The 23,553-nt window shown below is 56.0% G+C and carries 22 protein-coding genes; 6 read left to right on the top strand and 16 right to left on the bottom strand.

From position 1 onward, the window contains the following. Positions 1-9: 9 nt before the first annotated feature. The 3 genes from ACR0IU_RS16890 to ACR0IU_RS16880 all read right to left on the bottom strand — a co-directional run bounded on the left by ACR0IU_RS16890 (position 10) and on the right by ACR0IU_RS16880 (position 2,068). Positions 10-327 carry a hypothetical protein gene (locus ACR0IU_RS16890; protein ID WP_480717060.1) on the bottom strand — a complete coding sequence of 106 codons (318 nt, stop codon included), beginning with the start codon at positions 325-327 and terminating at the stop codon, positions 10-12. Positions 328-931: 604 nt separating this feature from the next. Then, complete coding sequence (locus tag ACR0IU_RS16885) at positions 932-1,462, bottom strand: SRPBCC family protein (RefSeq protein WP_480717059.1); 531 nt, start codon at positions 1,460-1,462, stop codon at positions 932-934. A 132-nt stretch (positions 1,463-1,594) separates the two neighbouring features. Next, complete coding sequence (locus ACR0IU_RS16880; protein WP_480717058.1) at positions 1,595-2,068, bottom strand: phosphoribosyl-AMP cyclohydrolase; 474 nt, start codon at positions 2,066-2,068, stop codon at positions 1,595-1,597. Between the two features lie 245 nt (positions 2,069-2,313). Between ACR0IU_RS16880 and ACR0IU_RS16875 the strand changes: the two genes are divergently transcribed. The 3 genes from ACR0IU_RS16875 to ACR0IU_RS16865 all read left to right on the top strand — a co-directional run bounded on the left by ACR0IU_RS16875 (position 2,314) and on the right by ACR0IU_RS16865 (position 4,883). Then, entirely contained in the window at positions 2,314-2,703 is a 390-nt protein-coding gene (locus tag ACR0IU_RS16875) for a hypothetical protein (RefSeq protein WP_480717083.1), read from the top strand. Positions 2,704-2,766: 63 nt separating this feature from the next. After that, positions 2,767-4,149 carry a leucyl aminopeptidase family protein gene (locus ACR0IU_RS16870; RefSeq protein ID WP_480717057.1) on the top strand — a complete coding sequence of 461 codons (1,383 nt, stop codon included), beginning with the start codon at positions 2,767-2,769 and terminating at the stop codon, positions 4,147-4,149. After that, positions 4,146-4,883: a C40 family peptidase gene (locus ACR0IU_RS16865; RefSeq protein WP_170542614.1), complete on the top strand. Its 738-nt coding sequence runs from the start codon at positions 4,146-4,148 to the stop codon at positions 4,881-4,883. The genes ACR0IU_RS16870 and ACR0IU_RS16865 overlap by 4 nt, the downstream gene beginning before the upstream one ends. Here ACR0IU_RS16865 and ACR0IU_RS16860 read toward each other — a convergent pair. The 10 genes from ACR0IU_RS16860 to ACR0IU_RS16815 all read right to left on the bottom strand — a co-directional run bounded on the left by ACR0IU_RS16860 (position 4,880) and on the right by ACR0IU_RS16815 (position 15,792). Next, the gene (locus tag ACR0IU_RS16860; protein ID WP_010442919.1) at positions 4,880-5,230 is read right to left on the bottom strand and encodes a DUF2794 domain-containing protein; all 351 of its coding nucleotides are present in this window, start codon (positions 5,228-5,230) and stop codon (positions 4,880-4,882) included. The genes ACR0IU_RS16865 and ACR0IU_RS16860 overlap by 4 nt on opposite strands. Positions 5,231-5,308: 78 nt before the next feature. After that, positions 5,309-6,973 (bottom strand): ABC transporter permease, encoded by a 1,665-nt coding sequence (locus tag ACR0IU_RS16855; RefSeq protein WP_480717056.1) that lies wholly within the window; start codon positions 6,971-6,973, stop codon positions 5,309-5,311. Positions 6,974-7,078: 105 nt separating this feature from the next. After that, entirely contained in the window at positions 7,079-8,296 is a 1,218-nt protein-coding gene (locus ACR0IU_RS16850) for a phenylacetate--CoA ligase family protein (protein ID WP_480717055.1), read from the bottom strand. A gap of 19 nt (positions 8,297-8,315) precedes the next feature. Continuing rightward, positions 8,316-9,149, bottom strand: coding sequence for an ABC transporter ATP-binding protein (locus tag ACR0IU_RS16845; protein ID WP_029622175.1), 834 nt, complete (start codon positions 9,147-9,149; stop codon positions 8,316-8,318). Positions 9,150-9,237: 88 nt separating this feature from the next. Beyond that, positions 9,238-10,521 carry an ABC transporter substrate-binding protein gene (locus tag ACR0IU_RS16840; protein ID WP_010442923.1) on the bottom strand — a complete coding sequence of 428 codons (1,284 nt, stop codon included), beginning with the start codon at positions 10,519-10,521 and terminating at the stop codon, positions 9,238-9,240. A 76-nt stretch (positions 10,522-10,597) separates the two neighbouring features. After that, positions 10,598-11,674: a branched-chain amino acid ABC transporter permease gene (locus ACR0IU_RS16835; protein ID WP_170471018.1), complete on the bottom strand. Its 1,077-nt coding sequence runs from the start codon at positions 11,672-11,674 to the stop codon at positions 10,598-10,600. Positions 11,675-11,677: 3 nt separating this feature from the next. Continuing rightward, complete coding sequence (locus ACR0IU_RS16830; RefSeq protein WP_010442925.1) at positions 11,678-11,935, bottom strand: hypothetical protein; 258 nt, start codon at positions 11,933-11,935, stop codon at positions 11,678-11,680. Between the two features lie 3 nt (positions 11,936-11,938). Next, on the bottom strand, positions 11,939-12,925 hold the full coding sequence (locus ACR0IU_RS16825) for a branched-chain amino acid ABC transporter permease (RefSeq protein ID WP_010442926.1): 987 nt from the start codon (positions 12,923-12,925) through the stop codon (positions 11,939-11,941). Between the two features lie 29 nt (positions 12,926-12,954). Further along, positions 12,955-13,773 carry an ABC transporter ATP-binding protein gene (locus ACR0IU_RS16820; RefSeq protein WP_170471020.1) on the bottom strand — a complete coding sequence of 273 codons (819 nt, stop codon included), beginning with the start codon at positions 13,771-13,773 and terminating at the stop codon, positions 12,955-12,957. 75 nt (positions 13,774-13,848) lie between these two features. Then, a complete protein-coding gene (locus ACR0IU_RS16815) occupies positions 13,849-15,792 on the bottom strand; it encodes an AMP-binding protein (RefSeq protein WP_480717082.1) in 1,944 nt (647 codons plus the stop codon). A gap of 368 nt (positions 15,793-16,160) precedes the next feature. On the opposite strand from ACR0IU_RS16815, the gene ACR0IU_RS16810 reads away from it, so the two are divergent. Next, positions 16,161-17,102 carry a sterol desaturase family protein gene (locus ACR0IU_RS16810; RefSeq protein ID WP_010442929.1) on the top strand — a complete coding sequence of 314 codons (942 nt, stop codon included), beginning with the start codon at positions 16,161-16,163 and terminating at the stop codon, positions 17,100-17,102. A gap of 57 nt (positions 17,103-17,159) precedes the next feature. Here ACR0IU_RS16810 and mutT read toward each other — a convergent pair whose 3' ends face one another. From mutT to ACR0IU_RS16795, 3 genes are read right to left on the bottom strand one after another with little or no spacing between them, the layout of a single operon-like run. Continuing rightward, a complete protein-coding gene (gene mutT, locus ACR0IU_RS16805; RefSeq protein ID WP_480717054.1) occupies positions 17,160-17,558 on the bottom strand; it encodes an 8-oxo-dGTP diphosphatase MutT in 399 nt (132 codons plus the stop codon). Then, the gene (argJ, locus tag ACR0IU_RS16800; protein WP_480717053.1) at positions 17,555-18,781 is read right to left on the bottom strand and encodes a bifunctional glutamate N-acetyltransferase/amino-acid acetyltransferase ArgJ; all 1,227 of its coding nucleotides are present in this window, start codon (positions 18,779-18,781) and stop codon (positions 17,555-17,557) included. Before argJ ends, mutT begins: the two co-directional genes overlap by 4 nt. A gap of 5 nt (positions 18,782-18,786) precedes the next feature. Further along, positions 18,787-19,635 (bottom strand): peptidylprolyl isomerase, encoded by an 849-nt coding sequence (locus ACR0IU_RS16795; RefSeq protein ID WP_010442932.1) that lies wholly within the window; start codon positions 19,633-19,635, stop codon positions 18,787-18,789. A gap of 176 nt (positions 19,636-19,811) precedes the next feature. Between ACR0IU_RS16795 and secA the strand changes: the two genes are divergently transcribed. Both secA and ACR0IU_RS16785 read left to right on the top strand, forming a co-directional pair. Further along, positions 19,812-22,529, top strand: coding sequence for a preprotein translocase subunit SecA (gene secA / locus ACR0IU_RS16790; protein ID WP_480717052.1), 2,718 nt, complete (start codon positions 19,812-19,814; stop codon positions 22,527-22,529). A gap of 100 nt (positions 22,530-22,629) precedes the next feature. Then, the gene (locus ACR0IU_RS16785; RefSeq protein ID WP_170780040.1) at positions 22,630-23,550 is read left to right on the top strand and encodes a hypothetical protein; all 921 of its coding nucleotides are present in this window, start codon (positions 22,630-22,632) and stop codon (positions 23,548-23,550) included. The last annotated feature ends 3 nt before the right edge of the window (positions 23,551-23,553 follow it).

Raw genomic sequence — 23,553 nt, 5'->3', positions numbered from 1 at the left:
ATTCACATGCTAAACAGAGACCGTCTGTTTGCCGCCGTTTTGGTATTTGAGAATAGCTTCCATCTGCGCGGCGAATGTACGCGTGTGTTTATTGAGTCCCGTGAAGCGGAGATGGGCATGAGGGATTGTCTCCGCGGCATCAAGCCAAAGTGCCGACCGAATTGTTGAAACATGCGTGCGTGGTTGCCATTTGGACTGCCAGCATTCTCTCATCAGCATCTCGTGGCGCAATGAGTGGATGATGGAAATCATGAATGCCCGCTCATCGTCTAGTTCACCCGCGCTGCCAGATTTTGCGCTGTTCAATGCTTCCAGGCAGTGAGCCATCAAAGCACCAACCAGTTCATCCAGTCTGTGCCGAACACTACCCTTAGCCCGTCGTACTTGGTTAGCCCGACAAGTTTACCTTCTCTGTTGCTGCCTTCGATTTTGATCACAGTTCTGCTTGGCTCGCTTCTCTTTGGGGTGATGTCGCCTTAGGGCTGCGCAACAAACTTGGCTTTGTTTGAAGTTAAGTGTTATCAAACTCTTCATACGCGAAATCTAACGTGCATTCCCACCGTTCCAATTGAGCGAATAATTGGTTCGAAGTTTCTACGCCTAGGGGCACCATTTCTTCCTAAATAGATGTCCACAAACACTCAATTTGATTGAGGTTTTGACCATTATTCAGGTAGCCTTCCGAATACAAAAGCACAACGGACTCCAAAAACCGGGCATCTGTACAAATACGCGCTCCCAGATTTGAAACGAGCCCGCATTGTGAACGAATTGATTGAGCGGCTGGTTGTCATCTCAACCTTTTTCAAAGACGTTTGGTCATCGCCGAAATTCTGGTTACTGATAACACAATGAATCCAAAATAATTTTTGCCTCAATGCCCTGAACTCACGAGACATTCACGAGCCCAAATCAACGTCTCGAATTGGCGCTATCCCTCGACCAGCGCCTTAAGGTTCTCAAGCCCGCGCTCATAATCGCCACCGACCCAGTTATCCATCATAAGGCCCATCCAGCGGGACATAGGATTCATTCCCAGCTCAGACACGAAACCCCATGTCACTTGTGTGCCTGCACCTTCGGATTGCAATGCGAATGTAGACGTTGCAGTCCCCATCGGGCCAAAGTCGAGGGCGGTTCTGACGGACTGATCGGGGGTGCTTTCGATGATTTCCTGTGATCCAGTGCCCACCTGCGGATTGTCCGAGCTCCAGTTCAACGTATTGCCAACCCCAGCATCCGGGCCACTGTAGCTGAGTTTGGTTTCGGGATCACGCGACAGCCACGGCGACCATTTCTCGGTCTCCTGCATCGAATTAACATAGGGGAATATCTGGGCGGCCGGGGCGTCGATCGTGATGCTGCGCGACACCTCGGCTTTACCTGGCAGCAGGTAGGATACCCCAACCAGTGCCAGAATGATAACAAGAAAGGCGACGAGAATACGTTTAATCAATCTCATAGGAATGGTCCGAATCCAATTGAACTGGGTAGACTATATCAAAAAGCAGCGCAGAATCAGAGGACTGATCTACACCTGCTGAAGTTCCCTGAAGCAATATTCTCGCCGGTTCAGACTACCTCGATCTCAATGTCATGGCTGGTACGGTAATGAGGAATGGTGCAAGACGATCCGCAGCGAACCCTCGCCATCTTTTTTGTAGCCAAAGCTCTTGTCGACCTGCGTGACGTTTCCATTCTTGTCGGTGAGTTTTATCCAGCCCATCCACATCGCAACATCACCCTCAACAAAACTGGCGGATGTGACGCTTTCCATCGACCGCCATCCCTTGATCCCAAAGCCTGCGTCATGCGGATATTCATCGTCGTGGCCAACAAAATAAGCCAGTGCGCCATGTCGCGTCGGGCGAAAGGTCTGATCTCCCGAGGCCATTGTCGGTTTGAACAGAACCGGTCCCAGATTGTATCCATAAGCGGCGTCCAGAACACTTTCGGCAACTGCGCGCGCCGCTTCGATGCCGCCGTCTTCAAAGGCATTCGAGATCGCAATTAAGCCTTCACCCCAGGCGTTACGCGCGGCGGCCAGTTCTTCGCTATCAATCGGCATGGTGTTATCCCTTTCAGTCCGCCGTTTGGCCAAGCTAATTGCCAGCAACCATGCGCCAAAGCAAGGGCCGCACTTGGGGTCCGAACCAGAAGTGCACTTGGGCCAATGCGCGGTATTACGCAGGAGTTCCAGCCGATAAGCTCATATTCTTCGAAAATTCAAACCAATCTCCTGAATCAGGGCAAGGTTTTGCAAAGTATTTTGACAGCAAGATTCATCTGTGCCGTGGGGGCATATCAATTGGGGTGAATGTGGTGGACAAGATTATCACGCTTGAACAGAAAGAATCCGTGCGTCTGGACCCGGACCGCCTGAACAGCCTGTATCATCAACTTGGTGACAGCAATGCGATGGATGTGCTGTGCAGAACAGTTGAAGAACTCGCTCTGCGCCTGTCCAATTGCGAAAGGTTCTGGCGGAAACGCGATTGGACTGGGCTGCGCAAATGCGCCAAATCATTGGTGGCCATATCCGAACAGGTCGGCATGACAGCATTGGCCCGTGTCGCGGGTGACGTCGTGAATTCGGTTGATGCCGGCGATGCTGTAGCTACCGGCGCCACGGTATGCCGTCTGATCCGGGTTGGCGAGCGTTCGCTGACCGCCATCTGGGATCAGCAGGATCTATCGGTCTGAGAGGGGTTGCGGGGACGCCGCAGACAGATAGTCTGTGCGGAACTTCAACCAGCCGAGGCCCGTATGACCCTGTCCTTTGCCCCCGCTACTGACCCGTCTCTGCCGCTATATATTCTGCAGCAATCCGAATTGGCGGGCTGGCTGGAAAATCAGCCGGATCACGTGCACTCATGGGTTTCGGCGGATGGTTTTTCTGCCGCACTTGGTCAAACAGTTTTGGTGCCGGGCCCAGATGGTAAGCCTGAATTTGCCCTTGCGGGATATGGCAGCGCGGCAAAACGAGCGCGCAAACGGTTTCCCTTGGCCGCAGCGGCAGAATCGTTACCAAAAGGGACCTATCGCATAGCCTCGGGCATCCCGGCGAACGTGCTTGAAGCTGAATGCTTTGGCTGGCTGATGACCGGGTATGCGTTTGATCGCTACGCCGCGCAAAGCGCTGCAAATGCCGCGTTGGTTGCACCCGAAGGTGTGGATGCCAAACGGATCGAGATCATGGCAAATGCCGAGGCCTTAGTACGGAATTTGGTCAACACTCCTGCTGCGGATATGGGCCCCACGCAATTGCAACAAGCCATTGAGGACCTGGCGCAGGAGTTCGATGCAGATGTATCGGTCATCAGTGGCGAGGCGCTGTTGGACCAGAACCTTCCAATGATCCACGCGGTCGGACGCGCAGCGGAACAGGCGCCTCGGCTACTGGAGATGAATTGGGGTGACAGCGGCCCGAAACTGACATTGGTTGGCAAAGGGGTTTGTTTCGATACCGGAGGGCTGAACCTGAAACCAGGTGCCTCGATGGGGTTGATGAAGAAAGATATGGGTGGCGCAGCCAATGTGCTGGGTTTGGCCCGTATGATCATGGCGCTCGGGTTGGAATTACAACTGAGGGTGTTGATCCCAGCTGTCGAGAACTCGGTTGCGGGCAACGCATTCCGTCCCGGTGATATATTAACCGCGCGAAATGGAATGACCGTAGAAATCAACAACACCGATGCCGAAGGACGGTTGGTTCTAGCCGATGCGCTGGCGCTGGCACATGAGGACGCGCCCAATCTGCTGATATCGATGGCCACGTTAACCGGTGCAGCAAGGGTAGCGTTGGGGCCCGATTTGGCACCGTATTATACCGATGACAACAAGGCAGCAGAAACGCTGGCACGGGCAGCAGAAACTGTCGCAGATCCGGTGTGGCGCATGCCATTCCATGAGCCCTACGAAGCGATGATTGAGCCTGGCATCGCCGACCTCGACAACGCGCCGTCCGGTGGGTTTGCGGGGTCGATCACCGCAGCGCTATTCCTGCGCCGGTTTGCTAACCGCAGCCGCTACATGCATTTTGACATCTATTCCTGGCAACGTAGCAAGGAACCCGGCCGCAGCAAGGGCGGGTTGGGTCAAGGGCCACGTGCCCTTCTGGCGGCCCTTCCGGAGCTTCTTGGCCTATGACCCAAGCGCGTATTATCCGTCCCGTCGTCGATTTGCTACGTCAACCTGATGGCTCGCGCGACCGGCAATTGCTGTTCGGTGACTCTGTGACCATCGAAGAAGAGCTTGATGGCTGGAGCAAGATCAAAGCTAGCAAGGATGGTTATGAGGGATGGCTGCCCACCGATCGGTTGGGCCCAATTGAGCCCCAGACTCACTGGATCGTTGCGGGCTCGACCCACGCATACGAGAAGCCTGACATTAAAAGCCGCGACCTAACCTCATTAAGTTTCGGCAGCAGAATTCGCGTTTTGTCGGAGGAAGACAGATTTATGGAGACCGCACTGGGCTTTATTCCAGCGGTCCACGCTGTCCCTGCCTACTCTCAGCTCGCCGATCCTGTTGCCGCTGCAGAACTGTTTCTTGGTACACCATATCTATGGGGAGGCAATAGCCGGTTCGGACTGGATTGCTCGGGTTTGGTACAGGCTGCCCTGCTGGCCTGCGGCATCCCCTGTCCCGGAGACAGCGGCGATCAGGAACGTGAAGTCGGAGAACTTGTGCCTGCAGGGGAATCTGCGCGACGCGGTGATCTGCTATTCTGGAAGGGCCATGTGGCCTGGGTGGCGGCCGGGAATTTGCTGCTCCACGCCAATGCCTATCACATGGCTGTCGCGCTTGAGCCTATGGATCAGGCGATTGCCCGAATTGCAGCGCAAGGCGATGGGCCAGTTACGGCGCATAAAAGGCTCTAATCAGAGTCAACCGCCCGGATCAATTTGCGTTCCAGAACTCTCAAAACAGAGCGCAGATCGTGCCCACGTTTCAGAATGCGCCCATCCATACCCACCACCGAATACATACCTTGCCGCATTCGCAGGCGGGGGTGTTTTTCCACCCGGTAAATCGGATGTTCGGCAGTTCGCCTGAAAATTGAGAACACGGCTGTCTCGCGTAAATTGGAAATTCCGTAGTCACGCCATTCACCGGCGGCGACCATTCGGCCATAGACAGACAGGATTTGAGACATCTCACGCCGGTCAAACGCGACCGGCATCTGGGCAGAGCCGGACCCGAACCGGCTGGGAGGCTGCATGTTCATAAAACAAGCCTTGCCGGAAATCGTCATTGAATCAAGCCCAGTGCAATCGCGACACGAATTATTAGAACCGACCGTGTGCTACCTGCGTCCAACTTGACGACAAATCAGGATCACTGGCAACAGCCCCACTGCGAGGATAACCAGTGACGGCACCGCTGCACCTTCCAACCGCTCGTCCGACGCCAGCCGGTAAGCCTGTACCGCCAATGTGTCGAAGTTAAAGGGCCGCATGATAAGAGTTGCGGGCAATTCTTTCATGACATCGACAAAGACGATCAGCAACGCCGTTAATAGCGAAGGGGTCAGGATCGGCAAATGCACCCGGCGCAATGTGCCCAGCGGTGTCTGCCCCAGCGATCGCGCGGCAGCGTCCATATTCGAGTGCACTGTACTTTGGCCACCTTCATATGCGCTGAGCGCAGCGGCAAGGAAGCGCACCATATAGGCCGCGACCAGCAACCAGATCGAACCTGTAACCAGCAGTCCCGTTGAAACATCAAAGGTTTTACGCATCCAGGCATCCAGCGCATTGTCTAGCCCGGCAAAGGGTACGATCAGCCCGACAGCGATCACTCCACCGGGCACCGCATAACCCAGCCGCGCCAGATAAGCCGCCGTGGCAGAACCACGCCCGGGTCTGAGGCGCTGATAGAACCCGACCGAGATGGCGGCGCAAACAGTGATTACGGCTGCAGTTCCGGCCAGCTTTAGCGAATTTTGAATGAACCTAACATATCTGCGTGACAGAAGGTTTTGTTCGGATTCAAGACCCATCTGCACGAGGATCACAACAGGCAGAAGAAATCCGAACAGAACCGGAATTGCGCAGAGCAAAAAAGCGGCAAACGCCCTTGTGCCCTTCAGATTCGCGGCAGGTTGGGCAGCATGTTGTTTGCCGGTTTGGTAGTATTTGGCCTTACCACGCTGTGTCCGTTCAGCCATAGCCATCACAAGTGCAAATCCCAAAAGGCACAAAGCAAGCTGAGCTGCAGCGGCACGGTCGGCCATGGAAAACCAGCTTGTGTAGATCCCGGTGGCAAATGTCTGGACACCGAAATAGGCGACGGTTCCAAAATCGGCGATGGTCTCCATCACAGCCAACAGCACTCCCCCCGCAATGGCGGGACGTGCCATAGGTAGAGAAACACGCCAGAAGGCGGGCCAGGGTCCGTTCCCCAAGGCGCGGGCGGCCAAAAAGGCGGTAGCACTCTGCTGCAAAAACGCGGCCCGTGCCAGCAGATAGACATAAGGATAGAGCACAAGGATCAACATCATCGCCGCGCCCTCGGTCGAACGAATTTCGGGGAACCAATAGTCGCGCGGCCCCCAGCCCGTCACATCGCGCAGTGTGGATTGCACGATACCTGGGTGGTCAAGGATGAAGGTATAGGCATAGGCCAGAACGTAGGCCGGAAAGGCCAACGGCAACACCAATGCAATTTCGAGAAATCTCACCCCAGGGAAACGGGTCATGGTCACCAGCCAGGCCGCCCCAACCCCGATTGAAAATGTTCCCGCTGCAACCAGCGCAACAAGGATGATCGTTGTCAGAGCGTAACTGGGTAGTACAGTCTCTAACAAGTGTGAAACGGTGTCCGTTCCGCCGGTCACCGCTGCCAGAACCACGGCCACCATCGGCAACAGACAAGCTGCTGCTACAATACAGGCGATAGCTCCCACGAAACGCGTGCCCAAGGCGCCGCGATTGCGTGTTCCGTGTTCTGAATATTCGATTTCGGCCATGATGCCTGACTGAGAATCCCGAAGGTACCGTCTTTAATCGACCAAATTGCTAAGAAACACCAGTGTGACGGGAAACAAATCTGCGGCACATACTGCCGCAGACCCTTATTCGTAGACGCGCTGATCCTCGATCACCAACCCATCCTTGGGCAATGAGCCGGGGGCCACGACCTCAATCGCGCCTTTGAGTTTCAGCACCTCGGCAACCGATTTGGCATAGGCACCGTCATTCTCGCATGGGCTTTCAATCTGTACGGTCATCGTGTCCATCTCGCCCTGACGAGCCGCGATAACGCGGGCTTTGACGATCTCGTCATGCTTATCCACCAGTGCGGCCACCTGTTCGGGACGCACAAACATACCCTTGATTTTGGTGGTCTGATCAGCGCGCCCCATCCAGCCCTTGATGCGCATATTGGTGCGCCCACACGGAGAGGTTCCGGGCATGATAGCCGACAGATCGCCTGTGGCGAACCGGATCAGAGGATAGTCGGGGTTGAGAGTTGTTACGACGACTTCACCAACCTCACCGGGGGCAACGGGTGTGCCAGTGCCCGGCGTGACAATCTCGACGATGACGTGTTCGTCGATGATCATTCCTTCCATGGCCGGGCTTTCATAGGCGATATTGCCCAGATCCGCTGTAGCATAACATTGCAGGCAAGCTATGCCCCGATCCGCGTACTCCTGACGCAAGGAAGGAAATAACGCACCCCCGCCCACGACTGCCTTCGAAAACTGCAGAGCAACACCCATCGCGTCAGCCTTTTCGAGGATGATCTTGAGATAATCCGGGGTTCCGGCATAGGCCGTGCAACCCACATCGCGCGCAGCGGTTACCTGCAGTTCTGTCTGTCCGGTGCCGGCTGGCAGAACCGACGCGCCCACCGCCTGGGCTCCGCTTTCGAAAATCATACCTGCAGGGGTCAGGTGGTATCCGAAACAATTCTGCACGATATCGCCCGGGCCCACGCCTGCGGCATTCAGAAAGCGGCCCATGCGCCACCAGTCGTGATCGGTGCTGCCCGGTTCATAAATTGGGCCCGGTGACTGGAACACATGCTGGAAGTTCCGCGCAGGTTTCACTGTAAACCCACCAAATGGTGGCCGCCCAGCCTGTGCCTTGGTCAGGTCAGATTTCCGCAGCACCGGCAATTGCGCCAGCGCCTGCATATCAGTCACTGCGTCTGACTGCACATCAGAAAGGATATCCTTGTATCCGGGTGCTGCCTGCGCGCGGTTGATCTGTTCAGGCAAGGCGCGCGCATGATCCGCTGCGCGTTCATCTGCTGATCGGGTTTCAAGCTTATCGAAATAGGTCATCGAAATATCCTCTGCCCGCTTACAGCCATCTCTTGCGACGGCGGTATGAGCGCACGTCGCGAAAGCTCTTTCGGCCCTCGTCTGACATGCCGAGATAAAACTCCTTAACGTCAGGATTCTCGCGCAATTCGGCAGCAGGTCCGTCCATCACAACGCGCCCTGATTCCAGAATATAGCCGTAATGAGCGAACCTTAGAGCCACATTTGTGTTCTGTTCGGCCAACAGAAAGGACACGCCTTCCTTCTCGTTCAGGTCTTTTACAATGCCGAAAATCTCTTCGACCAACTGCGGGGCCAAACCCATCGAGGGTTCATCCAACAGGATCGTCTCGGGGCGTGACATCAGCGCCCGGCCCATCGCCACCATTTGCTGTTCGCCGCCCGAAGTATATCCGGCCTGCGACCGGCGGCGTTCCTTCAATCGTGGGAAGTAATTGTAAACCAGTTCCAGATCCTGCTGGATGGCAGCCGAGCCGTCTTTGCGTGTATAAGCGCCGGTCAGAAGGTTTTCTTCGACAGTCAGATGTTCAAAACAATGGCGGCCTTCCATTACCTGGATCACGCCCTTTTCAACTAGAACAGCCGGGTCACTTTCATGCACGCTGGTCCCGCGATATTTGATCGAGCCTTTGGTAACCTCGCCCCGTTCGGAATGCAGAAGGTTCGACACCGCCTTAAGTGTCGTGGTCTTACCCGCGCCGTTTCCGCCCAATAGGGCAGTAATACCGCCTTTCGGCACAGTCAGGCTAACGCCTTTCAGCACGAGGATCACATGATTATAGATCACCTCGATATTGTTGACCTCAAGCAATGTTTCGGCTTGTACATCAGTGGTTTGTGCAGCATCCAGCATCAGCGCATATCCTCATGCCTGCCCCGTGGGACCGTTTTATCGGGGCGGCAGCTTACCGCCGCCCCTAAGTTTATGGTCGAAGCAGGCCTTAGTTGCAGCGTGTTTCGACGTTATTTTCGGCTGCATATGCGCTCGAGTCTTCTTCAACCAGCGCACCGATCACCTCACCATCGGTTGGCTTGAAGTCCGAGATCAGGTTCCATGTTTGTGTACCTGCATCCCACTGAGAGACGCCGATCAAGCCTGGGCCGCCATGGTTATCGCACGATACCTGGAAGGTCGGACCAAAGTTCGGCATACCCAGAGAGGCCATGCGCTCTTCGGTGATGTTCAGCTGCTCCATCGCGTCCCGAACCATACCCGGTGTGACATCGCCGGTTCCATTTGCTTCCTGCGCGTCCTTGATCGCTTCGGCGGCGAGCATCGCTGAGTAGAGGCCACGGTTGTACAGAACGGTACCAACCTGATCGCCCGCGCCTGCGGCCTTTCCGGCATCCACGACATGCGTCTTGATGTCGTCAAATACAGGAAAGTCATCACCAACGGCATGGAAGGTTACGGCCTTGTAACCGTTCGCCTTGTCGCCAGCAGGCAGTACGTCATGCTGCGCGCCCGACCACCAAACGCCGATGAAGTTTTCCATCGGGAAGCGAATATTGGCAGCCTCCTGAATGGCGACCTGGTTCATTACGCCCCAGCCCCACATCAGGACAAAGTCTGGCTTTTCACGACGGATCTGCAGCCACTGGGATTTTTGCTCTTGTCCAGGATGGTCGACCGGCAGCAACGACAGTTCGAAGCCGTGCTTTTTCGACAGCTCTTCCAACGTTCTGATCGGTTCCTTGCCATAGGCTGAATTGTGATAGACCAGAGCGATTTTTTTGCCGTTCAGATCGCCTCCATTTTCGTCGAGCAGGTAGTTGATCGCGCCCGAGGCACCGTCCCAGTAATTCGCGGGATAGTTGAAGACGTGGCTGAACACCTTGCCGTTGCGAGCCGAAGTCCGGCCATAACCCATTGTATGCAAAGGGATGTCATCCGCCGTTACCTTGGGGATCAACTGATATGTAATACCGGTCGACAAGGGTTGATAAATCAACGCGCCTTCGCCTTTGGTTGATTCATAGCACTCCACACCTTTTTCGGTGTTATAGCCGGTCTCACATTCGATCACGTTGACAGGAACACCGCCAATACCCCCGTCTCGTTCGTTGAGCAGGGTGAAATAGTCAGCATAGCCATCAGCAAACGGAATACCGCCTGCAGCGTATGGGCCCGTACGATAGCTGAGCGATGGGATCACAAGATCTGCGAGCGCAGGTCCTGCCGCCATCAGCGCGCCCAGCGCCAGGGTAGCCATTTTCTTTTTCATCGGGTGTCTCCTCCCTTAGTTGATCCGATGTTGGGTTTCGGGCTTCAGCCGCCCGTCTTTTCATTGGGCCTGCCCACTAGTGCGGGAACGGCCAGAGTCTGAGTTTCTCTTTCGCGACGCGCCAAAGCTGCGCCAGTCCGTGGGGTTCAAGAACAAGGAATATGATAATGAGAGCGCCCACGATCACGAGATTCAGGTGCGCAACGATATCCGTTGGCCAACCCAGCAGATCGACACCCAGCAGCTTTAGGACAACTGGCAGCAAAACCAGAAATGCCGCCCCCGCGAAGGACCCAAATATAGACCCTAATCCGCCGATAATTACCATGAACAGCACCAGGAATGATTTCTGAATACCGAACACTTCACCCACTTCGACCGCGCCCAGATAGACAGCAAAGAACAGTGCGCCTGCAATGCCTACGAAAAACGAGCTGACGGCAAAGGCGGTAAGCTTTGCCTTGAGCGGGTTCACCCCGATGATCTCGGCTGCGATATCCATGTCGCGGATCGCCATCCATGTCCGACCCGTAGTACCGCGCGTAAGGTTACGCGCGATGATCGCACTGAAGGTCAAAAAGATCAGGCAAAACAGATAGGTCGCCCAGGCAGGCGCGTTCGGACCGGTGATGATGATGCCAAACACGTCCCGTTCGGGCGAGTTGATCTGGCCAGAGGCCGAGTAGTTGTAGAACCACGGCACCCGGTTGAATAGCCATACAAGGAAGAACTGTGCAGCCAGCGTGGCCACCGCAAGGTAGAACCCTTTGATCCGCAAAGAGGGCAGACCAAACAGCACGCCCACCAGCGCAGTGACGCCGCCAGCCAACAGAACATGGATGAACATGCTGACATCTGGAAACGCCGTCATCAGCTTGTAGCAAGCATAGGCCCCCACAGCCATGAAACCACCTGTTCCCAGCGAGACCTGCCCGCAATAACCAACGAGGATATTCAACCCGATTGCAGCGATCGCGTAGATCAGGAAGGGCAGCAGCAGTGCGTTGGCCCAATAGTCGTTGATAATGAACGGAATGACCCCGAACGCCACTGCCAACACCACGTAGTACCGATACCGGTCAAACTTGATCGGGAAAGTCTGGCTGTCCGCTATGTAGGAGGTTTTGAAGTCTCCGGCCTCACGATAGAACATATCTTACTTTCCCCATTCTTCCTGCGCCCGATTGCGGGCTGCGGCGTCCAGTTGATTGGAGCCCTTGGCGTATCCGGTCGCCTCAGAGGCGCGCACCAGTTTCATGTAGGCGAGAACACCCATAACAAGTCCGGCAAAAGCCAGAAGCACAGCGATCACAAGCTGGCCTTCACTTAGATCACTGGACGTCAGAGCGATGTAGCCAAAGGCCCAGAACCCGGCCCATGCAATCACGTTGACGATGGCGATCAGCTTGGTCATCCCCTACACTCTCTCAATGATCTTCTCGCCGAACAGGCCCTGTGGCCGGAACACCAGAAAGATCAGCGCCAGTACATAGGCAAACCAGTTCTCGGTCGCACCACCGACCAACGGGCCGATGGCAAACTCGAACAGTTTTTCGCCAACACCGATAATCAACCCACCGACGATTGCTCCGGGGATCGACGTGAACCCGCCCAGCATCAGCACCGGCAGCGCCTTGAGTGCGATGAGTGACAGTGAGAACTGAACGCCCGATTTGGTGCCCCACATGATCCCTGCGACCAGGGCCACGAACCCGGCCACCGACCAGACCATCACCCAGATGAAATTCAGCGAAATCCCGACCGACAGCGCGGCCTGATGATCATCCGCCACGGCGCGCATTGCCCGGCCCTGTTTGGTGTATTGGCTGAACGCGACCAAGGCCGCCACCAGCAGCGCCGCAATGATCGTCGCCACGATGTCCAGATTGTCGATGAAGAAGCCATAGTCGAAGATGTTAAAGGTGGTTTCATCAATCCACAGGTTGATGCCCTGCGGCAAACCCACATCCAGCGTCTTGATCTCAGACCCCCACATCAGGTCCGCCACGCCTTCAAGGAAATAGGCCAGGCCGATGGTCGCCATGAACAGGATGATCGGTTCCTGCCCAACCAGATGGCGCATCACGAACCGCTGCACGGCCCAGGCCAGCAGTACCATCACCGCCATGGTCAGAATGATCGCCAGCAGCGCGGGGACATTCCAACCAAAGTAATGAACATGCGTGCCAAAGATGGCGTTGATCAGATGCGCAAAAGGTACCTGCCCATTCATGATTCCGACTAGCGTCATCGCCGCGAACAAGGCCATAACCCCCTGCGCGTAATTGAAAATCCCCGACGCCTTGTAGATCAGAACAAAGCCCAGCGCGACCAGCGCATACAGCACCCCGGCCATCAGACCGTTGAGGATGACCTCCATCGCAAATACGAGTTGTTCAGGCATGCCAGCCCCTCCCCAATTCTGCCCGAGCGTCAGTCATGACTGACCCCCAGATAGGCGTCGATGACTTCCTGATTGTTGCGCACCTCATCCGGCGTGCCGTCACCGATCTTCTTGCCGTAATCCATCACGACCACCCGGTCGCTCAGGTCCATCACCACGCCCATGTCATGCTCGATCAGGGCGATGGTGGTGCCAAACTCGTCATTCACGTCGAGGATAAAGCGGCTCATGTCCTCTTTCTCTTCGACATTCATCCCGGCCATCGGTTCATCTAGCAGCAGCAATTTGGGCTCCGCCGCCAGCGCTCGCGCTAATTCAACGCGCTTCTTCAAGCCGTAGGGCAAGCGAGACACAGGCGTTTTGCGGATGTGCTGAATTTCGAGGAAATCGATGATCTTCTCGACCGCCTCCCGGTTCTCGGTCTCTTCCGCCTCGGCCTTACCCTTCCATAAGGCTTGCTGCAGGATGTTCGTCTTCATAAAGCCAAGGCGTCCGGTCATCACGTTGTCGAGAACGCTCATACCTTCGAATAGGGCAATGTTTTGAAACGTCCGCGCAATGCCTTGCTGCGCCACCTCAAAGGGCCGCATCGGCGGGCGCTTGGACCCGTGGAACCAGACCTCGCCCTCTTGCGGGACATAGAAGCCCGAGATCACATTCAGCATCGAGGACTTACCCGCCCCGTTCGGTCCAATGATCGCGCGAATTTCGCCTTCGCGAATGTCGAACGAGATATCTTTGATCGCCACTACACCGCCAAAGCGCAGGGTGATGTTCTTCATCTCCATCACAACGCCGCCGATCTTGCGACCGTCTTCGGTGATATATCCTTCGGAATTATCCAGCATCAGAACCTCCCTGACACAAAAACGGGACGGCGGGCGGGGTGGTGACCGCAGGTCGAGCGGCGCAGGTCAGCCCCCTCATTCCGCTGCCACCTTGTGCTGCGCGACCGGCACAACCGGTGCATCCACAATCTCCAACGTCGCAGAAATCGAACCCTTGCGACCATCTTCATAGGTCACCTCGGTGGTGGTCGAAACTTGGCCAGACCCGTCATAAAGCGCAGCGATGATGTCGTGGAACTTCTCCTCGACAAAGCCACGGCGCACCTTCCGAGTCCGGGTCATTTCTCCATCGTCGGCATCCAGTTCCTTGTGCAGAACCACGAAGCGATGCACCTGACAGCCCGACAGCATTTCATCAGCCGCAACCGACTTATTCACCGCTTCCACATGGCTACGAATCGTCTCTAACACACGGGGATGGCCTGCCAATTCCTGATAGGACGCATATGCCACGTTGTTGCGTTCGGCCCAGTTTCCAACCGCGGTCAGATCGATATTGATGAAGGCGACACAACGATCCTTGCCATTGCCAAACAGCACGACTTCGAGAATGTCAGGATAGAACTTCAGCTTGTTCTCAACATATTTCGGCGCGAACATCGATCCGTCGGCCATTTTGCCAACATCCTTGGCGCGATCGATGATCCGCAAATGGCCCGAGCTTTCTTCGATGAACCCGGCATCACCGGTCGCAACCCAGCCCTCGGCATCTTTGGTTGAAGCCGTGGAGTCCGGATTGTTGTAGTACTCAACAAACACACCGGGCGAGCGATAGTGGATCTCGCCGCTGTCATCGATCTTCAGCTCGACATCTGGCGCGGGCACACCAACCGTATCGGCACGCACCTCACCATCCGGCTGCACGGTGATGAACACAGTTGCTTCGGTCTGGCCATAGAGTTGTTTCAAGTTTATGCCCAAAGAGCGATAGAAATCAAAGATTTCCGGCCCAATTGCCTCACCCGCTGTGTAGCCCACCCGAAAGCGGCCATAACCCAACGTATCCTTGAGCGGGCCATAAACCAGCAGGTTGCCCAGCGCGTATTTCAATTTGTCGCCAAAGCCCACAGGCTTGCCGTCCAACAGCAACCCGCCAACCTTTTTGGCATGGGCCATGAAATGATGGAACATGCGCTGCTTCAGCTTGCCTGCATCCTCCATCCGGATCATCACATTGGTCAGCTGGGTTTCGAACACGCGCGGCGGTGCAAAGAAATAGGTCGGCCCGATCTCGCGAAGGTCGGTCATCATCGTGTCGGCGCTTTCGGGGCAGTTCACACAGAAGCCGCACCAATAGGCCTGACCGATGGAGAAGATGAAATCGCCCACCCAGGCCATCGGCAGATAAGACAGGATGTCCTCGTTCCGGGTCAGATGATCGAAGTCCGCCGAGTTCTTGGCGCTTTCGATCACATTCCGGTTCGACAGCACCACTCCCTTGGGCTTGCCCGTCGTTCCGCTGGTGTAGAGCATCACGCAGGTGTCGTCATAGGTGATCTCGGCGATGCGCTTGTCGAGTTCCGCATCAAACCGCGCGTGGCCGGCACTACCCTCGGCCATAATGTCTTCAAGCGCGTTCATCTGGCTGTGGTCGTATTTCCGCATCCCGCGTTTATCGGTATACAGAATGTGCTTGATCTGATGCACTTTTTCCTGAATTTCAATGACCTTATCAACCTGCTCCTGATCACCGCAGACGACATATTTTGCGCCGCAATGCTCCATCACATAGGTCATCTCTTCGGCAACAGCGTCTTGGTAAAGCGGCACTGGGATCGCGCCCACCATCTGTGCCGCGACCATCGACCAATAATGCGCCGGGCGATTACGGCCTATGACAGCAATATGATCGCCTTTTTCGACGCCAATCTCCAGAAAACCCAATGCAATGGCGCGGATTTCTTTGGCGGTTTCGGCCCAGGACCAGCATTGCCAGATCCCGAATTCCTTTTCGCGGTAAGCCGGGGCATCCCCGAACTGGGTCACATTGCGGTGTAACAGCGCCGGAAGGGACTGCATCCCACCAGCGCCCGACTGCGTCTGAGCCAATCTTTCTCTCCTCCCCATCCGACCCCTCCTCGGGCCGGAAACGACAAGCCGGGAACCCGCCCCGGGCGCCGATGCCCCGATAAGGGACGCGGAAAAGATCAGCGTCAAGTTTTGCCTGATGTTTTCTCAATTCTTACGAATTGTAACAGGACACCGTGTCGGCATGTCGAGATCCGGGATCCGACCAAATCTGCTCAGGCCAAGCCCTTTGGTGTATCGAATTTAGATAAAGCACTCCGAACAGCTGAAGAAGGGGAGGGCTGCGCCACATTTCCGCCGGTATTAAGTGAGATTACATCTATGCAGTTATGCAGTGAATTTGGTACAGGCACCGCGGAATGGACTTTTCAGAACTTGCTCAGATAGCCATATCCAAAATTTCGGGCTTTGCGGATAACGCAAACCTGCGGCATTTTTGGGTGTATGTCCTGTGTGGTATGAGCATCGCAATCGTCGCCCATCGATTGGGAGGAGATGACCGCAGATTTCATTCGGTTTTCTTCAAGAAAGAAGTCTGGGGCTCCCGCTCGGCCTTCATTGATTATGTAATCCTTCTTCTCAATCCGATCATCTTTGTGTTTGCCCTCGATTGGATCGTCAACACACTCTGGAAACTGACCCCTGTCGTCGCTGATGGTATCCGGTCTTTGGGTGCAGACCTTCAAAGCGAGGGTGGCTCGGTTTGGGTCGCCGTCGCGCTGACCGTCACGCTGTATGTCGTGAATGATTTTATGCGCTGGTGGATGCACTATCTACAGCACAAGGTTCCGTTTCTTTGGGAATTCCACAAGATACATCACTCGGCAGAGCATCTGAACTTTGCAACCGCCGAGCGGCACCATCCATTCGATGCGGTATTTTTCGGTTTCGGAGCAGTAGGTGCGGCGGCTATCGTGAATGGTGTCTTCATAGGTCTGTTTGGTGATCATCTGACCGCCTATCAGATCGGTGGCGCAAATGTCATATTCTTCGGGTCCAACCTCATCGGTGGTGTTTTGCGCCACAGTCCCATCTGGGTCAGCTATGGGCCACGTATCGAGAAATGGTTGATATCACCGGCCATGCACCAGATCCATCATTCGAGCGACCCCAAACATTGGGACAAAAACATGGGCGGTGGATTGGCGGTTTGGGACCGGATGGGCGGTACGCTCTATGTCCCCAAAGGCCGGGAAGATTTACAGTTTGGCATCGGACCGGAAACTGAAGACTATCGGACCCTATACGGCGTGTATGTCGAGCCACTGATGAAAGCAGCTCGGATTTTTCAACGCAGTTGAACAAACTTGAAAGGTGAGCCCCTGTAGCCCTCTGGAACAGTGGCTTTCACCCTGTGCCTACAGCCAATCCCGCAAAATCGGGATCAACGGAACATCCGCCGCAGGCATCGAGTAATTTCTCAGATCATTCGCGCGTACCCACTTTAGCGCCTGCCCTTCCTTCGATTGCGGGATACCTTCCCATTTGCGGCAGGCAAACAGCGGCATCAGCAGGTGGAAATCGTCATAGCTGTGGCTGGCGAAAGTCAGGGGCGCGAGGCACGACGCCCAGGTGTCGATGCCCAGTTCCTCGTGCAATTCGCGGATCAGGGCGACCTCGGGCGTTTCGCCGGGTTCGATCTTGCCGCCGGGGAATTCCCAAAGACCAGCCATAGATTTGCCTTCGGGGCGTTGGGCCAGCAGGACGCGGCCCTCGATGTCGATCAGAGCCACCGCAGACACTAAGATTGTTTTCATGAACGGTAATCCGCATTGATCTCGATATAGCCGTGGGTCAGGTCGCAAGTCCAAACGGTGGACTTACCTTCACCCAATCCCAGATCGACTGCGATCACGAGGTCTTGGCCTTTCATGTAAGCGGCGGCGTCTTCCTCGCGGTAATCGGGACTAACCCAGCCTTTTTCGGCGACAAGGATGTCCCCGAAAGAAATGCTCAGAAGGTCGCGGTCAGCAGCAGCGCCGGATTTACCGATGGCCATGACGATACGACCCCAGTTCGGGTCTTCGCCTGCAATGGCGGTTTTGACCAGAGGCGAGTTGGCAATGGCCAGCCCATGGATTTTGGCGTCAGCGTCCGTTGCAGCTCCGGTCACACGAATTTCTACGAATTTCGTTGCACCCTCACCGTCGAGCACCACCTGCTGTGCAAGGTCCAGCATCACGGCTTCAAGCGCCTGCGCAAACGCCTCATTCCCCGTGGCATCAACGCCCGAGGCCCCGGTCGCACACAGAAGCAGACTATCAGAGGTCGAAGTATCACTATCGACGGTGATGCAGTTGAAGGTCCGATCTGTCTGAGCACCCAACATCGCTTGCAGAGCGGATTGTTCGACATGGGCGTCGGTGAATATATAGACCAGCATCGTCGCCATATCAGGCGCGATCATGCCGGAGCCCTTCGCAATCCCTGCGATAGAGACTGTTTTGCCATCGATCTCAACCTGCGCGGATGCCCCTTTTGGGAAGGTATCCGTGGTCATGATCGCCCGCGCCGCGTCTTCGATGGCGTGCCGATTGAGGCCGGATTTCAAGGCCTCAAGCTGGGCGACGATGCGGTCATGGGGTAGCGGCTCGCCGATGACTCCGGTGGAAGAGGTGAAGACCCGCTCCACCGCAACGCCGGTGGCTTTGGCGACGGCTTGCGTCACCTCGGCCACCGATGTTTGTCCATAATGACCAGTAAATGCGTTGGCATTGCCCGAATTCACCAGGATTGCCGCAGGCCCGTCATACCGCCCGCCGATCTTGTCCTGACAGTCCAGAACTGGCGCCGCGCGCGTGGCCGAACGGGTGAAAACCCCGGCCACCGAAGTACCCGGATCAAGCACAGCCAGCATGACATCGGTGCGGCCCTGATAGCGTACGCCAGCCTCAACCGTAGCAAAGCGTACGCCGTCGATGGCAGGCAATTCAGGAAAGGCCTCTGGGGCCAATGGTGATACTTTGGTGATCGTCGCCACGCGCGTTACTCCTGCAGCAGCTCGATCTGGCGCATGACCTCGGGTCCAACCCCTTCCAGCGCTGGACGTTCGATCGTTGCCTGCTGGGTCAACTCGTCGACCTTGGCCTGAATCGCGTCCTGCCGGATGGTTTGGGCCAGTTCATCACGCACGACGGCCAGTTCCGGGGCCTGCGTTTTGCGTTTGTCATTCAGAGCAACCAAATGCCATCCGAATTGCGTCTGGACGGGTTCCGAAACACTGCCTTTTTCCAAAGCTACAACCGCGTTTTCGAACTCGGGCACCATCTGACCTTTACCGAACCATCCCAGCGAACCGCCATTGGGTCCCGAGGGGCCGGTGGACTTCTCTTTCGCCAATTCGGCGAAATCCGCGCCCTCGTCCAACTGGGCCTTGATGGCTTTGGCTTCGTCTTCGCTTTCAACCAGAATATGGCTGGCGTTGAATTCGTCCTCGCCCTCGAATTCGGCAAACTGCGCATCATAGGCGGCCTGGATTGCTTCATCCGTAACCTCGGCAGCGGTGATCGCCTCAACCGTCTGTACCGCACGCAGGGACCGCGTTTCGTTTTCCAGACGCAATGCGTTAAGAGGGTTCAGAGCATCCTGTTGCTGACCCAACAGGTGTTGCTGGACCAGTTGTTCAAGGATGAAGTCATAAAGAACGTCGTCTTCCAACTGCTGATACTGCGCGGGCAGAGCAGACGCAGTGGCGATGACGTGACCTAATGTGATCTCATCACCATTCACGCGCGCCACGACGGTCGATGCATCGGGCTTGGTTTCGGCGGCCAACGGCAGGGCCATCACGGCAGCAAGCGCCAGCGATGGCAGAAAAGTGAGGCCTTTGGGCATGGAATCATCCTATTTCTTTGCCGCGACAGGGCGCAGCGTTGACACTTTAGAACCTGCCGCTTACATCGCTTTGAAGCCTTGGACAGGGCCGCCTTTCACCCCCCGTATCTATGGGTTGCGCGCAAGGTGGGCAAGCCTGTCGCAACCACGATAAGAACAGATCCGCTGGAGTGAACATGCTGGGACTCGGAACGCTCGCCAAAAAGGTGTTCGGAACACCGAACGACCGCAAGATCAAGGCGACCCGCCCCCTGATCGAAAAGATCAACGCGATGGAGCCCGAGTTCGAGAAACTGACCGACGAAGGCCTGATCGAGAAGACCGCTGAGCTGCGCAAACGGGCGCTGGACGGTGAAAATCTGGATGACCTGCTGCCTGAGGCCTTTGCCAATGTCCGCGAAGGGGCCAAGCGCGCGCTGGGTCTTCGGGCCTTTGACGTGCAGTTGATGGGGGGCATCTTCCTGCATCAGGGCAATATCTCGGAAATGAAGACGGGTGAGGGAAAGACTTTGGTCGCCACTCTCCCCGCTTATCTGAATGCACTGAGCGGCAAGGGCGTGCATGTGGTTACAGTGAACGAATACCTGGCCAAGCGCGACTCGGAATGGATGGGCAAGGTGTTCGCGTCCGTGGGCATGACCACAGGCGTGATCTGGACAGGTCAGCCCGATGCCGAGAAAATGGCCGCGTATAACTGCGACATCACGTATGCCACAAACAACGAGCTCGGCTTCGACTATCTGCGCGACAACATGAAGGCCGATCTGGAGCAGGTTTATCAGAAGCACCACAATTTCGCGATTGTGGATGAAGTGGATTCGATCCTGATCGACGAGGCTCGGACCCCGCTGATCATCTCGGGGCCTGCGCAGGACCGGTCGGATCTGTATACTGCCATCGATGCGGTGATCCCGACATTGCAGGACGATCATTATTCTCTGGATGAAAAAAGCCGCAACGTGACCTTCACCGATGAAGGCAACGAGTTTCTCGAGCAGCAACTGCTTTCGGCGGGTCTGCTGCCCGAAGGGCATTCGCTGTACGACCCTGAAAGCACCACTGTGGTGCATCACGTCAATCAGGGCCTGCGCGCGCATAAACTGTTCCAACGCGACAAGGACTATATCGTCCGGGATGGGAATGTCGTGCTGATCGACGAATTCACCGGTCGGATGATGCCGGGTCGTCGCCTGTCTGAAGGCCTGCATCAGGCCATCGAAGCCAAGGAAGGCGTGCAGATTCAGCCCGAGAACGTGACGCTGGCCAGCGTAACCTTCCAGAACTATTTCCGCCTTTACGACAAGCTGTCGGGCATGACCGGCACCGCGCTGACCGAGGCCGAGGAATTTCAGGAAATCTATGGTCTGGGCGTTGTCGAGGTTCCCACCAACAAGCCGATTGCGCGTGAGGACAAGGACGATCAGGTCTATCGCACCACAGGTGAGAAATACGGCGCCATCATCGAACAGGTCAAAAAGGCCGGTGAAAAAGGTCAACCGGTCCTGGTCGGCACCACGTCGATCGAAAAGTCCGAAGTGATCAGCCAGATGCTGGATAAAGAGGGAATCGAACACAACGTTCTGAACGCCCGCCAGCATGAACAGGAAGCCCAGATTGTGGCCGATGCAGGCCGTCTGGGCGCGGTGACCATCGCCACCAACATGGCGGGCCGCGGCACCGATATTCAGCTGGGCGGCAATGTCGAGATGAAGGTGCTTCAGGCGCTGGCCGAAAACCCCGAGGCTGACCCGGCCGAGTTGCGTGCGGCAGAAGAAGCCAAGCACGCGGAAGAAAAGGAAAAGGTGCTAGAGGCTGGCGGTCTTTACGTGATGGCGTCAGAACGCCATGAAAGCCGCCGGATCGACAACCAGCTGCGCGGACGTTCGGGACGTCAGGGTGATCCGGGCCGCACGGTGTTTTACCTCAGCCTCGAAGATGACCTGATGCGAATCTTCGGTTCGGAACGTCTGGACAAGGTCCTGACCACGCTGGGCATGAAAGAGGGCGAGGCGATCATTCACCCTTGGGTGAACAAATCGCTTGAACGGGCGCAGTCCAAGGTCGAAGGTCGCAACTTCGACATGCGCAAGAACGTTCTGAAATTCGACGACGTGATGAACGATCAGCGGAAAGTCGTGTTCAGCCAGCGACGCGAGATCATGTCAGCGGACGATCTGTCGGATGTGGTTTCGGATATGCGCGAGCAGGTGATCGACGATATGATCGACGAATACATGCCGCCGAAAACCTATGCTGATCAATGGAATACCGAGGGGCTGCATGAGGCTGTCAAGGACAAACTTACCATTGATGCACCGGTTCAGGACTGGGCCGCCGAAGAGGGAGTGGATGACGAACAGATCCGCGAACGCCTGATCAAGGCAGCCGATGAAATGATGGCACAGAAAGCCGTCGCCTTCGGCCCCGAGAACATGCGTAACATCGAAAAGCAGGTTCTGCTGCAAACCATCGACGGCAAATGGCGCGAACATCTTCTGACGCTGGAGCATTTACGCTCGGTAGTGGCTTTCCGAGGCTATGCCCAGCGTGACCCGCTGAACGAATACAAGAACGAAAGCTTCCAGCTGTTCGAAGGGATGCTCGATTCGTTGCGTGAAACCGTGACCCAGCAATTGTCGCGCGTTCGCCCGCTCAGCGAAGAGGAACAGAAGGAAATGCTGGCGCAGATGGCCGCGCAGCAGGCCCAGGCCCAGCAGGCAGTGGATAAGGCGACGGGACAGGCCGAAGCAGTGGCCGAGGCGCAAGCTTCGGGCGATGCCCGCCCAGGCTTTGTCGAAGATGACCCTACAACCTGGGGAAATCCGTCGCGCAATGATCCCTGCCCCTGTGGTTCAGGCAAAAAGTTCAAACATTGCCACGGTAGATTGACCTAACGTCATCCACTTTCAAACACAATGAGTCCGCCTCAAGGCCACATATTGGCCTTGATTCAGAGGCAAGTTACGAGTCGCTCCTTCAACTGGGGAGGGTGTCTTGTTTGTAATAAAGAACTATGTGACCACGGGCGGAACTGTTGCCTGCGCCCTGGCCATCGGATATCTGATGCAAAGCGGATCAGCGCAGCAACCCAGCGCTGAACCAAGCGGCGCGCGTGTCGCGTCGATCTCTGAGCATGGCGCGGACCTTGCCGGGTTGCAAAGCGTTGTTCTGACGTCTTCCTCCCCCACCGAAGCGCACAATGAGATTCAACCAAAATCCTCGCTTCCAGCTCCCGAACAAAGCCGTTTGCCATCCAACTGTGATCTAAGCGCGCGCGCTTTGGCTGTACCCGGTGCGAATGCACGGTTGCGAGTCAAGGCCCCGTGCCATGCAAATGCAACCATCGAAGTTCATCATAACGGGCTGGTATTCAGCACCGAAACCGATGCGCTTGGTGGCTTGAACCTGACTGTTCCGGCACTGTCCGAATACGCCATATTCCTGATCTCACTGCCCGACGGCAAAGGTACAGTTGCAACAACGCATGTGCCAGAGATCAACGACTTCAACCGGATCGCCCTACAATGGCAGGGTAAGACAGAGCTGCAGTTGCACGCATTGGAATTCGGCGCAGGCTACGGAGAAAAAGGCCACGTATGGTCTGGCTCTGAGGCCGGCGGTGAGGGTTCGGTGATCCATCTTGGACAGGGCGGCTCTGACATTGCACGCAATATTGAAGTCTATTCCTTCCCGATACAATCCGCGACCGAGACGGGTTCGATCACCCTATCAGTCGAAACTGAGGTCACCGATGCCAATTGCGGCAAACCTCTGAACGTGCAATCGCTGGAATGGCGCGCGGATCAACGCCTAAGATCCCGCGATCTGACATTGGATATGCCGGGTTGCGAAACGGCTGGTGATTTTCTGGTGTTGAATAATCTGTTCACAGACCTGACAATTGCTGCCAAATAGGCA

The sequence above is a fragment of the Ruegeria sp. CL5 genome, assembly GCF_056536485.1.
This window is presented reverse-complemented; position numbering and strand designations above follow the sequence as displayed.

Bases quoted from the DNA above. Each gene is read 5' to 3' on its own strand.
- ACR0IU_RS16840 (WP_010442923.1), bottom strand. From the start codon at position 10,521: ATGAAAAAGAAAATGGCTACCCTGGCGCTGGGCGCGCTGATGGCGGCA.
- ACR0IU_RS16845 (WP_029622175.1), bottom strand. From the start codon at position 9,149: ATGCTGGATGCTGCACAAACCACTGATGTACAAGCCGAAACATTGCTT.
- ACR0IU_RS16865 (WP_170542614.1), top strand. From the start codon at position 4,146: ATGACCCAAGCGCGTATTATCCGTCCCGTCGTCGATTTGCTACGTCAA.
- ACR0IU_RS16860 (WP_010442919.1), bottom strand. From the start codon at position 5,230: ATGAACATGCAGCCTCCCAGCCGGTTCGGGTCCGGCTCTGCCCAGATG.
- ACR0IU_RS16885 (WP_480717059.1), bottom strand. From the start codon at position 1,462: ATGAGATTGATTAAACGTATTCTCGTCGCCTTTCTTGTTATCATTCTG.
- secA (WP_480717052.1), top strand. From the start codon at position 19,812: ATGCTGGGACTCGGAACGCTCGCCAAAAAGGTGTTCGGAACACCGAAC.
- ACR0IU_RS16870 (WP_480717057.1), top strand. From the start codon at position 2,767: ATGACCCTGTCCTTTGCCCCCGCTACTGACCCGTCTCTGCCGCTATAT.
- ACR0IU_RS16815 (WP_480717082.1), bottom strand. From the start codon at position 15,792: ATGCAGTCCCTTCCGGCGCTGTTACACCGCAATGTGACCCAGTTCGGG.
- mutT (WP_480717054.1), bottom strand. From the start codon at position 17,558: ATGAAAACAATCTTAGTGTCTGCGGTGGCTCTGATCGACATCGAGGGC.
- ACR0IU_RS16810 (WP_010442929.1), top strand. From the start codon at position 16,161: ATGGACTTTTCAGAACTTGCTCAGATAGCCATATCCAAAATTTCGGGC.
- ACR0IU_RS16850 (WP_480717055.1), bottom strand. From the start codon at position 8,296: ATGACCTATTTCGATAAGCTTGAAACCCGATCAGCAGATGAACGCGCA.
- ACR0IU_RS16835 (WP_170471018.1), bottom strand. From the start codon at position 11,674: ATGTTCTATCGTGAGGCCGGAGACTTCAAAACCTCCTACATAGCGGAC.
- ACR0IU_RS16820 (WP_170471020.1), bottom strand. From the start codon at position 13,773: ATGCTGGATAATTCCGAAGGATATATCACCGAAGACGGTCGCAAGATC.
- ACR0IU_RS16825 (WP_010442926.1), bottom strand. From the start codon at position 12,925: ATGCCTGAACAACTCGTATTTGCGATGGAGGTCATCCTCAACGGTCTG.
- ACR0IU_RS16830 (WP_010442925.1), bottom strand. From the start codon at position 11,935: ATGACCAAGCTGATCGCCATCGTCAACGTGATTGCATGGGCCGGGTTC.
- ACR0IU_RS16880 (WP_480717058.1), bottom strand. From the start codon at position 2,068: ATGCCGATTGATAGCGAAGAACTGGCCGCCGCGCGTAACGCCTGGGGT.
- ACR0IU_RS16855 (WP_480717056.1), bottom strand. From the start codon at position 6,973: ATGGCCGAAATCGAATATTCAGAACACGGAACACGCAATCGCGGCGCC.
- ACR0IU_RS16890 (WP_480717060.1), bottom strand. From the start codon at position 327: ATGGCTCACTGCCTGGAAGCATTGAACAGCGCAAAATCTGGCAGCGCG.
- ACR0IU_RS16795 (WP_010442932.1), bottom strand. From the start codon at position 19,635: ATGCCCAAAGGCCTCACTTTTCTGCCATCGCTGGCGCTTGCTGCCGTG.